This window comes from Streptomyces fragilis (assembly GCF_003112515.1).
In the GTDB taxonomy this organism is placed as follows: Bacteria; Actinomycetota; Actinomycetes; order Streptomycetales; family Streptomycetaceae; genus Streptomyces; species Streptomyces fragilis.
The window spans coordinates 815168-827550 of record NZ_BEVZ01000002.1 but is presented as its reverse complement, the minus strand read 5'-3'; the positions used below and the strand labels follow the sequence as shown (position 1 = coordinate 827550).

10 protein-coding genes are annotated in these 12383 nt (G+C 74.1%); 2 read left to right on the top strand and 8 right to left on the bottom strand.

Features of this window, described 5'->3' with window-relative positions; all coding sequences use genetic code 11:
* Positions 1 to 440: 440 nt before the first annotated feature.
* The 8 genes from Sfr03f_RS05625 to Sfr03f_RS05590 form a co-directional block, all read right to left on the bottom strand.
* The gene (locus Sfr03f_RS05625) at positions 441 to 1556 is read right to left on the bottom strand and encodes an LLM class flavin-dependent oxidoreductase (protein WP_159105551.1); all 1116 of its coding nucleotides are present in this window, start codon (positions 1554 to 1556) and stop codon (positions 441 to 443) included.
* A gap of 121 nt (positions 1557 to 1677) precedes the next feature.
* Complete coding sequence (locus Sfr03f_RS05620; protein ID WP_108952564.1) at positions 1678 to 3123, bottom strand: NtaA/DmoA family FMN-dependent monooxygenase; 1446 nt, start codon at positions 3121 to 3123, stop codon at positions 1678 to 1680.
* A gap of 21 nt (positions 3124 to 3144) precedes the next feature.
* Complete coding sequence (locus Sfr03f_RS05615; protein WP_108952563.1) at positions 3145 to 4377, bottom strand: LLM class flavin-dependent oxidoreductase; 1233 nt, start codon at positions 4375 to 4377, stop codon at positions 3145 to 3147.
* Positions 4378 to 4412: 35 nt separating this feature from the next.
* On the bottom strand, positions 4413 to 5390 hold the full coding sequence (locus Sfr03f_RS05610) for an ABC transporter substrate-binding protein (protein WP_108952562.1): 978 nt from the start codon (positions 5388 to 5390) through the stop codon (positions 4413 to 4415).
* Positions 5391 to 5456: 66 nt separating this feature from the next.
* Positions 5457 to 6209 carry an amino acid ABC transporter ATP-binding protein gene (locus Sfr03f_RS05605; protein WP_108953466.1) on the bottom strand — a complete coding sequence of 251 codons (753 nt, stop codon included), beginning with the start codon at positions 6207 to 6209 and terminating at the stop codon, positions 5457 to 5459.
* 65 nt (positions 6210 to 6274) lie between these two features.
* Positions 6275 to 7294: an amino acid ABC transporter permease gene (locus tag Sfr03f_RS05600; RefSeq protein WP_108952561.1), complete on the bottom strand. Its 1020-nt coding sequence runs from the start codon at positions 7292 to 7294 to the stop codon at positions 6275 to 6277.
* A gap of 65 nt (positions 7295 to 7359) precedes the next feature.
* Positions 7360 to 8334 (bottom strand): ABC transporter substrate-binding protein, encoded by a 975-nt coding sequence (locus Sfr03f_RS05595; RefSeq protein WP_245967412.1) that lies wholly within the window; start codon positions 8332 to 8334, stop codon positions 7360 to 7362.
* Positions 8331 to 8873, bottom strand: coding sequence for a GNAT family N-acetyltransferase (locus Sfr03f_RS05590; protein ID WP_108952560.1), 543 nt, complete (start codon positions 8871 to 8873; stop codon positions 8331 to 8333). Before Sfr03f_RS05590 ends, Sfr03f_RS05595 begins: the two co-directional genes overlap by 4 nt.
* Positions 8874 to 9420: 547 nt before the next feature.
* On the opposite strand from Sfr03f_RS05590, the gene Sfr03f_RS05585 reads away from it, so the two are divergent.
* Both Sfr03f_RS05585 and Sfr03f_RS05580 read left to right on the top strand, forming a co-directional pair.
* Positions 9421 to 10404: an amino acid ABC transporter permease gene (locus tag Sfr03f_RS05585; protein ID WP_108952559.1), complete on the top strand. Its 984-nt coding sequence runs from the start codon at positions 9421 to 9423 to the stop codon at positions 10402 to 10404.
* A complete protein-coding gene (locus Sfr03f_RS05580) occupies positions 10401 to 12374 on the top strand; it encodes an FAD/NAD(P)-binding protein (protein ID WP_108952558.1) in 1974 nt (657 codons plus the stop codon). Before Sfr03f_RS05585 ends, Sfr03f_RS05580 begins: the two co-directional genes overlap by 4 nt.
* Positions 12375 to 12383 lie beyond the last annotated feature (9 nt).

Sequence of the window (12383 nt, the reverse complement as noted above, 5' to 3'; positions counted from 1 at the left end):
GCCCCCCGAGGGGCGGAGCCGCCTGTGGCGGGGCGGTCGGCCGGCGGGGGGCCGGAGCGGGGTGGGGGACGCAGCCCAGGCCCGCGCCGCCCCGACCCGGTCACCGCGCCGGGGCGAAAGGCACCGCACCTTGCCGGACCGCACCGTGCCGGACCGCACCGGACCGCACCGCCCCGAACAGGTCACCGCACCGCACAGGTCACCGCACCGCACCGTGCTGCACCGCGCACCGCACCGTGCCGCACGCACCGCCCCGAACAGGTCACCGCACCGCACCGTGCCGGACCGCACCGTGCCGGACCGCGCAGCACCCCACGGCACCGTGCCGCACGCACCGCGCCGGACCGCACCGTGCCGCACCGTGCCGCACCGCGCCGGACCGCACCGCGCACCGCACCGCACCGCACAGGTCACCGCACCGGCGGGTCACGCGGCGGCGTTCACCGCAGCAGCGGGGTGAGGTCGTGCAGGACGCGTCCGGCGTCCTCGGCGAGGACCGCGGGCCGCAGCCGGACGCCGGAGAGCCCGAGACCGTCGCGCCAGTCGGCCAGTTCGGCGGCGAGCCGCTTCGCGGTTCCCACGAAGACGCCCGTGTCGGTCGACCACGGCTCCCCCGCGGCGTCGTCCAGCTGCCCGAGCCGCTCCTGGGCGTGGTCCTCGCCGTCCCCGAGCACGACCGCGATGTCCGCGTACACCTGGGTCGGCCGGGACTCCGGGGTGAGCGCCTCGATCTGCCGGAACGCCGCGATCAGTTCGGGCAGCGGGCCGTCCGTCGTGGGCGTGAGGAAGACCCGGTCGGCCACGGCGGCGGCGAGCCGGTAGGGCTCCAGCGCGTGGTGGGCCAGTACGGCGACCGGCGGCGGGGTCCCGACCGGTACCGTCAGCGGCCCGGCGGCCGGATACCGGGGCTCCCCGTCGTACGTCACCGGCCGGATCCGTCCGGGCTGCCAGAAGGCGCCGTCGTCACCGCCCAGGGCGGTCTCCGGGAAGGTGGCCCAGAGCCGGCGCACGGTGCGCACGTGGTCCTCGGCGTCGCGGAACAGATCGCGCAGCCGCCGCGCGATCCTGGTGGGCACGTACACGTCGTCCGGTTCGAGGGCGGGCGTGGGAGCGCCGCCGACCACGGTGGCGTCGCGGGCGTCCGCCGAGACCTGCGGGCGCCAGACCACCCGGCCGGGGGCGATCGCCGCCAGGGACGCCAACTGTGCCGCCACCTGGAAGGGCTGCACGTGCGGCACGTTCCGGGTGACCACGACCTCCCGGATGCCGGTGGTCGCCAGCAGGAGCGCGGCGACCACCACCGGGTCCAGCCGGCCGCGCACCCGGTGGCCGGTGTCGTCGGGTGCGGTGCCGAACCGGTCGGTCCACAGGCCGAGGCCGTCCTCGAGCGTGACGAAGTCGACGCCCCCCGCCGCCAGCTCCCGGGCCCGGCCGGACCAGTGCTCCTGGGCGAAGAGCGTGGCGGGGTCCGCCCCCGGCGCGTGCGACCACGCCGCCGGGTGCCAGCCCGCACCGTCCAGCGCGACGCCCACACGGAATGCTGTCCGGTTCGTCATGACGCGTCCTCGTGGCGGTCGGCCGGGCGGGGTCCGGGCGGCATGGTGCTCCTCCGTGTCGTGCGCGGGCATGGGCGGTGAGGACGCGGGCGGGCGGCGTGCGACGGGTGCGCGCGCCGCGTCAGGGGGCGCCCGTCCGGTCCGCCCGGCCGGGGCCGGGGCCGGCGGCCTGCGCACCGGCGCCGCGGCGGGCGTCGGGGTGGGCGTCGGGATGGGCGAGGCCGAGGTGATCGCGGAGGGTGGTGCCCTCGTACTCGGTGCGGAAGACCCCGCGTTCCTGCAGCAGCGGGACCACCGTGTCGGCGAACTCGTCCAGGCCGCCGGGGACCAGGTGCGGCACCAGGATGAAGCCGTCGGCGGCGTCCGCCTGGACGAACTCGTCCAGGGTGCGGGCGACGGTCTCCGGCGAGCCGACGAAGGTCTGCCGGTTGCCGGTGTGGATCACCAGGTCCCGGATGGACCAGCCGTTGGCCTCGGCCAGCTCCCGCCATTCCCGGGCGGTGGCCAGCGGATCGCGGTACATCCGCACCTGGGCCCGCCCGCGGGCCACCGTGTGCTCGCCGACGAGCGGGTCGACGTCGGGCAGCGGGCCTTCGGGGTCGTAGCCGGACAGGTCGCGGTTCCAGACGAACTCCAGGTGGCGCAGCGCGGTGGCGCCGCTGACCTGCTGGCGGCGCACCTGCCGGGCGCGTTCCTCCGCCTCCTCGTCGGTGTCGCCGAGCACGAAGGTGGCGGAGGGGAGGATCAGCAGTTCCCCGGGGGCGCGCCCGTACCGGGCGAGGCGTCGTTTGACGTCGGTGTAGAAGGCCTTGCCCTCCTCCAGCGTGCCGTAGCGGCTGAAGATGGCGTCGGCGGAGGAGGCCGCGAACTCGCGCCCCTCGTCCGAGTCCCCGGCCTGGAAGATCACCGGTCGGCCCTGGGGACCGCGCGGGACGTCGAAGCGTCCCTCGATGGTGAACTCCTCGCCCTTGTGGGCGAAGGCGCCGGCCCCGGCCTCCCGCAGGAACCGGCCGGACTCCTGGTCGGCGAGGATCTCGTCGCCGCGCCAGGAGTCGAAGAGCTCGGTGGCGGTGGCGAGGAACTCCTTGGCACGGGCGTAGCGGCGGGACTCCGGCAGGAAGCCGCCGCGGCGGAAGTTCTCACCGGTGAAGGCGTCCCAGGAGGTGACCACGTTCCACGCCGCGCGTCCGTCGGTCAGATGGTCCAGGCTCGCGAACTGCCGCGCCACCTCGTAGGGCTCGTTGAAGGTGGAGTTGATGGTGCCCGTCAGGCCGATCCGGTCGGTGACGGCGGCGAGTGCGGCCAGCACGGTGAAGGTGTCCGGCCGGCCGACGACGTCCAGGTCGTAGATGTGGCCGCCGTGTTCGCGCAGCCGCAGGCCCTCGGCGAGGAACAGGAAGTCGAACTTGGCGCGTTCGGCCGTGCGCGCGAGGTGGACGAAGGAGCTGAAGTCGATCTGGCTGCCGGACTCCGGGTCGCTCCAGACGGTCGTGTTGTTGACTCCGGGGAAGTGCGCGGCGAGGTGGATCTGCTTGCGGGCGGTGCCGGCCCGGCCGGTGGCGCTCATGGTGGGCGGTCTCCTTCCGGGTCAGGCGGTGGACGCGTAGCGGCTGGCGGGGCGGGCGAGTCCGAGCAGCCCGCGCAGGGTGCCGGCCTCGTAGGCGCGGCGGAAGACGTCGCGGCCGCGCAGTTCGGGGACCAGGCCGCGGGTGATCGCGGGCAGGTCGTGGGCGGCGACCGCGGGGCGCAGCCGGAAGCCGCCGAGGCCGCCCTCGCGCCAGTGCAGCAGCAGGTCGGCGAGCTGGGCGGGGGTGCCGGTGAAGATCTCGGCGTCGGAGGTGTACTCCTCGCCGGCGACGTCGTCGAGCCGGTCGCGGCGGGCGGCCGCCCGTGCCGGGGTCTCGTCGAGGAACACCACGAGGTCACCGAGGACGTGCAGGGGTTCGCCCTCCCGTCCGGCGGCCGCCTGCTCGGCGCGGATCTCGCCGACGATGCCGCGGGCGTCGTCCACGTCGTGCGGGGTGACGAAGCCGATGTCGGCGGAGCGGGCCACCAGCCGGTAGGGGACGGTGGCGTGGGCGAGGGCGGCCACCAAGGGCTGGCCCTGCGGCGGGCGGGGCGTGATGGAGGGGCCCTTGACGCTGAAGTGGCGTCCGCGGAAGTCGACGTAATGCAGCTTGTCGCGGTCGATGAAGCGGCCGGTGGCGACGTCGCGGATCTCCGCGTCGTCCTCCCAGCTGTCCCAGAGCCTGCGCGTCACCTCGACGTGGTCGGCGGCCTCGTCGAAGAGTTCCTCGACGACGCCGGGCGGCCCTGGGGTGCCCGGGCCGCCCGGGAGCTCCAGGGGCGGGATGTCGCGGCGGCCGAAGTGGGCGTTCTCGTCGAGGCGTGCGGACACCTTCACCCGCACGCCCGCCCGCCCACCGCTCACATGGTCGAGGGTGGCGATCGCCTTGGAGATGTGGAACGGCTCCGTGTGCGTCGCCACCACGGTCGGGATCAGCCCTATGTGCCGGGTCAGCGGTGCCACGCGGGCGGCGGTCAGCACCGCGTCGAGCCGGCCGCGCACCTGGTCGGTGCGGTCGTCCCTGCGGAGCGGGTGCGAGGACTGCTGGGCGAGTCCGTCCTCGAAGGTGACGAAGTCGAGCAGCCCTCCTTCGGCCTCGGCCACCAGCTCCGCCCAGTAACGAGGACTGAGGAGCCGGCGGGGGGCGGCCTCCGGTTCCCGCCAGGCGGCGGGGTGCCAGCCCGCGCCGTCCAGGGCGACGGCGAGGTGCAGGGGTTCGGGGCGGGACACGGGGTCGGTGGACGGCGCGGGCATGGCGGAACCTTCCTGTCGGGCCTGGCGAGTGGGTCCTACTGGTTGGTCTTCGGCAGACCCGGCGGATTGATCTCCGACTTCGCGACCGCCTCGCCGGAGAGCCCCCACCGCTCGAGGACCTGGGCGTAGGTGCCGTTGCGGATGACCTCCTGCAACGCGGCGTGGAGCGCCTTCACCAGGCCGTTGTCCTTCTTCGTGGTGGCGGCGATGAGGCCCTGGAGGGTGGCTCCGCCGCCGGAGTAGGTCCCGACGATCTCGGTCCTGCCCGCCGAGGCCACGTGGTAGGAGGCGGTGGGGCTCGGGCCGAGCCAGAGGTCGATGCGCCCGGACTCCAGCGCGAGGTAGGTGTCCGCCTGGGCCTTGTAGTACGCGATGTCGACGGGTTCCAGGCCGGCCTTCTCGGCCTTCCTGCTCCACTCGACCAGGATCTTCTCCTGGTTGGTGCCGGTGTCCACCGCGACCCTCCGCCCGGCCACGTCACGGAAGCCGCGGATCCTCAGGCCGCTGCCCTTGCGGGCCTCGAACGCGAGGTCGTCCTTGCGGTAACTGGCGAAGTCGTACTTCTCCTTGCGTTCCTCGGTGACGGTGATGTTGCTGAAGCCGACGTCGTACTTGCCGCTGTCCAGGCCGACGAAGATGTTCTCCCAGGAGACCGGGGTGTACCGAAGCTTCAGGCCGAGGACGCCGGCGACCAGGTGCGCGATGTCGAGCTCCACGCCGATGCGGGTCTTGTCGTCGGTGGCGTAGAAGCCCAGCGGGGCGGAGCTGTCGGCGGAGCCGACGATCTCCAGCGTCCCGCGGTCGCGGATCGGTCCGGGCACCAGGGCGGCCGCCGCGTCCACCTTCGGGGTGGTGACGCGCTTCTGGTCGGGCGAGTTGTTGATCTTGGTGGTGCCGGATCCCTTGGGGTTCCGTACCTCGGTGGTGCGCCCCTCGTCGGGGTTGGCGCACGCCGACAGCGCGAGGCCGGTGACGAGGGAGAGGGCGAAGGTGCGGCGGCTGATGGGGGCCATGACGGGTGGGACTCCTCGGGCGTGGGCGTGGGCGTGGGCGGGGCGGAGAAGGAGGGGTGGGAGAGGTCAGAGCACCTTGGACAGGAACGCGCGGGTGCGTGGGTGGCGGGGATGGTCCAGCACTTCGGAGGGCGGCCCCTGTTCGACGACGACGCCGTCGTCCATGAACACGACGCGGTCGGCCGCCTCGCGGGCGAAACCGATCTCGTGGGTCACCACGACCATGGTGGTTCCGGTGCGGGCGAGGTCCTTGATGACGTCCAGGACCTCGCCCACCAGTTCGGGATCGAGCGCGGACGTCGGCTCGTCGAAGAGCAGCACCTTCGGCTCCAGCGCGAGGGCCCGGGCGATGGCCACCCGCTGCTGCTGGCCTCCGGAGAGCTGGCGGGGGTAGGCGTCCGCCTTGTCGGCGAGACCGACCCGGCCGAGGAGCCGCTCGGCGGCGGCCACCGCGTCCTTGCGTGGCCGGCGCAACGCGGAGACCGGCGCCTCGATCAGGTTCTCCAGCACCGTGAGGTGCGGGAAGAGGTTGAAGTTCTGGAACACGAACCCGATCCGGGTCCGCTGCCGCAGGACGTCCTTCTCCTTGAGTTCGTGGAGCCTGTCGCCGCGGCGGCGGTAACCGACGAGTTCGCCGTCGACGCTGATCCACCCCTGGTCGACCTTCTCCAGGTGGTTGATCGTCCGCAGCAGGGTGGACTTGCCGGAGCCGGAGGGCCCGAGGACCACGGTCACCTCACCGGCCCGCACCGAGAGGTCGACGCCGCGCAGCACCTCGAGTGCGCCGAAGCTCTTGCGGACGCCGCGCACGTCGAGCATGACCCGGCGTGCCCCCGCGGCCCCCGCCTGCCCGGCCTGCGGCTCGGGGGTCTTCACGCTGTCGTTCATGGGGTGCCTCCGGGGCGTCCGTGGGAGTCGCGGGCGAGCGGATCCGCCCCGGCGGCACGCAGGGTCCGTGCGAACCGGCGGACCCGCTGCAGCGGGGTGGGGGGCGGGGTGCGGTCGGCGCCGCGCGCGAAGCGGCGCTCCAGGTAGTACTGGGCGATGCTCAGCAGCGAGGTCAGGAAGACGTACCAGGCGGTGGCGACCATCAGCAGCGGTATCACCCGGCCGTTGCGGCCGTAGACCACCTGGACCTGGTAGAAGAGCTCACCGATGGCCATCACGTAGACCACCGAGGTGCCCTTGAGCAGGCCGACGACCTCGTTGCCCGCGGTGGGCAGGATGGCCCGCATGGCCTGCGGCAGCACGATCCGCCGGATCTGCCGCGTCCGGGGGATGCCCAGTGCCGCGGCGGCCTCCAGCTGCCCGCCGTCGACGGCCAGCACGCCGCCGCGCACGATCTCGGCGGCGTAGGCCGCCTGGTGCAGGGACAGCCCGATGAGCGCGGCCCCCATGGTGCCGATCAGGTCGTTGCTGTCCACCGACCACAGCACCGGGCCGAACGGCACGCCCACGCCCAACTCCCGGTACAGCGCACCGAGGTTGAACCAGAAGACCAGCTGGACGATCATCGGGATCGACCGGAAGATCCACACGTAGGTCCAGGCCACCGTGCGCAGCACGGGGCTGCGGGACAGCCGCATGAAGGCCAGCAGCGCGCCCAGCAGGAAGCCCAGCACGGTCGCGAACGCCACCAGCTGCAGGGTGACGCCGACCGCCTCGACGATCGTCTCGGACAGGACGTAGGAGAGGAACACCTCCCACTCCCACACGGGGTTGGTCACCAGGCCGTGGGCGAACTGCGCGCACAGCACGAGCACGGCCGCGACCGCCGCCCACCGCCACGGGTGTCGCGCGGGGACGACCGTGAGTCCGGCGAGGGGGTCGGCGGCCGGCGGGGCCGTCGGGCCGCCGCCCGGCACGACCGCGCGGGGCGGCGCGGAGTCGGTGGTGAATCCCATGGGTGGTGTCCGATCGGTGAGGTCGGGCCGGCGGGCCGGTGGAGCGGTCCGCCGGCGGGGCGCGTTCAGCGGTGCTCGGGCGGGTTGATCCGTGACGCCTCGACGGCGGACTCGGTGGTGCCCCACTTCTCGAGGATGCGGGCGTAGGTGCCGTCGGCGATCAGCTCGTCGACGGCCGCGCGGAAGGCGGGGGTGAGGGCCGAGCCCTTGCGGAAGGCGAAGCCCACGTCCAGCCGGTGGTACTCGCCGAGGAAGCGGGTCCTGGCCGCGGGCTGGGCGGCCTGGTACCGCAGGCCGTTGATGGTCGACATGACGACGTCGATCCGGCCCTGCTGGAGCGCGGTGACCACGGCTCCGTTCTCGGAGTACACCTTGACGTCGTAGGGCTCGCGTCCGGCCTCGGCGCACACGCCCTTGTTCTCCTCCAGGGTGGCCTCGAAGGTGGTGCCCGCCCCGGTGCCGACGGTCAGGCCGCACAATTCGGTCAGGTCGTCGACCTTCCCGGTGACGCGGGTGCTGCCCTTGCGCACGGCGAAGCCCTGGCCGTCGTTGATGTAGGTGACGAAGTCGATGGTCCTCAGGCGCTCCTCGGTGACCCCGAAGTTGCCCGTGCCCACGTCGTACTTGCCGCTGGACAGGGCGGGCAGGATCGTCTCGAAGGACGCGTCCTGGCGCTGGAGCCGTACGCCGAGCACGCGGGCGACGGCCTCGGCGATGTCGATGTCCAGGCCCGCGGGGGGCTTGTCCTGCCCGTTCGGGTAGTAGGCGGAGGGCGGGGCGCCGATCGAGCTGCCGATGCGCAGCGTGCCCCTGGCCCGCACGTCGTCGGGCAGCAGTGCGGCGACGGACCCCACCTCGCGCACGCCGGCCACCGGGTCGTCCGCCGGGGCGGGCGACGCCGCTCCCGCGGGCGCGGCCCCCGCGTCGTGACCGGCCGCCCGGGGGTCCCCTCCCCCGCAGGCGGTCAGTCCGAGGGCGGACAGCAGCGCCAGAGCGGTCAGGGCGCGGCGGAGGCGGGCCGGGGTACGCAGGGGGGTCACAGGTCCAGGGCCTTTCCGGTGGGGACGCGGGGCGGCAGGTGTTTCTCGAACGGGAGCGGGCCGAGCCGCTCCGGGTCGGCCTCGGTATCGAAGAGGGGCGTGTAACCGGTGGTGAGGTAGAGCCCGCGTGCCTCGGGCTGGCGCGGGCCCGTGGTGAGGAAGATCCGCCGGTAGCCGGCCTGTTCGGCCTCGCGCTCGAGCTCGGCGAGGACCCGCCGCGCCAGGCCGCGCCGCCGGTGGGCGGAGTGCGTCCAGATGCGTTTGAGCTCGGCCGTCCGGGCGTCGTACCGGCGGAAGGCCCCGCCGGCCACGGCCTCGCCGTCCTGCAGGAGCAGGATCAGCAGGCCACCGTGGCCGGGCGTGAACTCCTCGTCCGGATAACGGCCGAGCTCCTCGGCGGCGTCACCGCCGTAACGGCTGGAGTACTCGGCGCGCAGCTCGTCGAGCAGCGGCCGTACCCGCGGGTCGGACACCTGGACCCGGAGCAGGGTGAGGTCCGGCGCGGTGGAGGTCGAAGGATCCTCTGACGTGGTGGGCATGCGGGCACGCCTCTCTCGGCTCCTCTGCGGGAGCGGAAGAAGGGAAGGCGGAGGGAGCCGCCCCGAGGGGGCGGCGGGCGGACGTCGTGACGAGGCGGTGCCGGGACGGGCAGTGTGCGGCCGGCTCACACCCGTGGCCGCGGCAGGCGCGGACGCCGGACGCTCAGGGGTGCGACGATGAGATCTCGGCCCGCGACGGGGTCACCGAGGGAGGGATCGGGCCGTTCCGGACGGCCTGCGACTGCCCGGTCAGCAGGGGCGACACGAGGCGGACCACACACGACCGAAGTCGATGTGGCCGCGCGTGACGAGGCGCTGCTGCCGGGAGTTCATGCGGACCATTGAGCATCAACCGCGGCGGTTCGTCAACAGGGCGTCCACGGCCCGGACTTGTTGACATCCGTCCGGGCCGTCGGCGTACGGTGGGCGGACCGGCCGTGTTGAGGGACACGCCGGGCGTGACGACCACCGCTCCCGGGCGCGCACCTTCCCGAGCGCCCCGGGGACGCTTCCCGCCGCCCCGTGACTCCCTCCCGGAGGACCTGCAATGGTCACCCCGACCGGTACCGCCTCCTCTCCCCCGGCCACGCCGCCCGCCCTTCCTCGTCCCTCCGTCGACCTGCCCGCCGTCGTGCCCCGCCGGCGCCCCGGCCGCTGGGTGGCCGGCGCCCTGGGACTGCTGGTCCTGGCGATGGTCCTCAACTCCGTCGCCCGCAACGACGCGTTCCAGTGGGACGTGGTCGCCCGGTACCTCGCCACCGCGGCCGTGCTGGACGGGCTGCTGCTCACCCTGTGGCTGACCGGCGTGGTCATGGTGCTCGGCTTCCTGCTCGGCACGCCGCTGGCCGTGATGCGCCTGTCGTCCAACCCGGTGCTGCGCGCGCTCAGCTGGGGCTACGTGTGGATCTTCCGTTCCACCCCGCTGCTGGTGCAGCTGCTGTTCTGGTTCAACATCGGCGCCCTGTACCCGAGGCTCGGGCTCGGCGTGCCGTTCGGGCCGCAGTTCCTCACGGTCGAGACGGTGAACCTGCTGGGGCCCACGCTCACCGCGGTCATCGGTCTGACCCTGCACGAGGCCGCCTATGCCGCCGAGGTGGTCCGCGGTGGCGTCCTCTCGGTGGACGGCGGGCAGACCGAGGCCGCCCAGGCCCTGGGGCTGAGCCGGTGGCGGACGTTGCGCCGCGTCGTGGTCCCGCAGGCCATGCGCTCGATCGTGCCCACCGCCGGCAACATGCTGATCGGCACGCTCAAGGGCACCAGCATCGTCAGCGTGCTGGCCGTGCACGACCTGCTGTTCTCGGTCCAGCTGGTCTACAACCAGACCTACCAGGTGATCCCGCTGCTGCTGGTCGCCACCCTGTGGTACGTCGCGGTCACCACCGTCCTGGGCGTCGGGCAGTTCTACGTCGAGCGGCGTTACGCGCGCGGGTCGGCCCGGGCCCTGCCCCGCACTCCGCTCCAGCGGCTGCGCGAGAGGCTGGAGCGGCCGGCGCCCCGCCGCGGGGTGCTCGTCGAGGGCGGTGAGCGATGAGCGCCGGGACGCACCCGGCGGTGCTGGCCGTCGTCGGGGCGGGACCCCGGGCCACCGGCCTGCTGGAGCGGATCGCCGCGAACCTGCCGGAACTGTGGCCGGACACGGCCGAGTTGCACGTCCACCTGGTGGATCCGCATCCACCCGGACCGGGACGGATCTGGCGGCAGGACCAGTCCCCGCTGCTGCGGATGAACTCGATGGCGGAGGACGTCACGATGTTCACCGACGAGTCGTCCACCGTGGAGGGCCCGGTACGCCCGGGCCCCTCGCTCGCCGAATGGGCCGCGCAGTTCTCCGGGCGGGCGCCACGGCAGGAGCCCTACGCGGAGCCCGCCGACCCCGGGACGCTGGCCGAGCTGCGCCGCCTCACCGGCTCCGACTTCCCGACGCGCAGGGCGCAGAGCGCGTACCTGGACTGGGTGTTCCGCCGGGTCCTGACCGAACTGCCGCCCCGGGTGACCGTCGAGTGGCACGCCACCACCGCCACCTCGGTCACCGGTCCGCCCGACGGGCCGCAGCAGGTCCACCTGGCCGGGCGGGCCCGGCCGATCACCGCCGACCTGGTCGTGCTCGCCCAGGGCCACCTGGACTCCGCGCCGCCCGCCGAGCACGACGCGCACGCCGCGTTCGCCCGCAGGCACGGGCTGTTCCACCTCCCGCCCGCCTACACGGCGGACGCCGACCTGTCCGCGCTGCGTCCCGGACAGCACGTGCTGGTCCGAGGTTTCGGTCTCGCCTTCGTCGATCTGATGTCCCTGCTCACCGAGGGCCGCGGCGGCGCGTTCGCCGAGGAGCCCGGCGGGGGGCTCGTCTACCGGCCATCCGGCCGCGAGCCGGTGCTGCACGTCGGATCGCGGCGCGGCGTCCCGTACCACTCCAAGACGCACTACCCGCTCCAGGGCCCCCGGCCGCCGCTGCCGCGGTACTTCGGTCCCGCCCAGGTGGCGGAGCTGTCCGCCGCGCGCCCCCTCGACATCCGGCGGGACGTCCTGCCGCTGATGGCCAAGGAGATCGGGTTCGGGCACTACCACGAGCTGTTCCTCGCCCATCCGGAGCGCACCGCCTTGTCCTGGCCCGAGTTCGAGGCGGCCTACGACGCCCTCGGCTGGTACTCGGACGGCATGGCGGAGCTGGTCGCGGCGGCCGTCCCGGATCCCGCCGACCGGCTGGACCTGGAGCGGCTGGACCGTCCGCTGGACGGTCTCTCCTTCCGCGGGCCCGAGGCCTTCCAGGAGTACCTGCGCGGGTACGTCAGCGACGACGTCGGGCGGCGCGCGGACCCCGCGCACAGCGCCGACCTCGGCGCCTTCCTCGGCCTGCTCTCGGTGTACGGGAACCTCGCCCGGCTCGCCGGGACGGGAGCCCTGACGGCCCGGTCCGTCGCCCGCGACCTCGACGGCTGGTGGCAGGGCTTCTTCAGCTTCCTGGCCTCCGGCCCGCCCGGCTTCCGGCTGCGGCAGCTCCTCGCCCTCTCCCGGGCGGGCGTGGTCCGGTTCACGGGCGCGGACCTGCGGGTGGGCACCGACGAGGAGACCGGCACCTTCACCGGCACCAGCCCGACGGTCCCGGGGCACACCGTGCACGCCACGGCACTGGTCGAGGCCCGTCTCCCCCGGTCCTCCGTGCTCCGCACCAGCGACCCGCTCCTGCGGGATCTCCACCGCAGGGGCGCCGTCGCGGAGGAGGTGCTGGCCGACCCCACCGACACCCACCGGTCCGGCCTGCTGGCGGTGACGCATCCGGACGGCGGCCTGGTGGACCCCCGGCTCGGCAGCCGCCCGCACCCGCGCCGCGTGGCCCTGGGCGCGCCCACCAACCAGCGGGCCGTGGCCGCGTTCGCCCGGCCCTTCACCGACGCGCCGGGATTCCAGCAGAACGACGCGACGGCCCGGAGCCTGCTGCGGTCGCTGGCCTCGGGCCTCGCCCGCGGGAGCGCGGTGCCGGACGCGCCGGCCGCACGGGCGTGACCCGCGCGA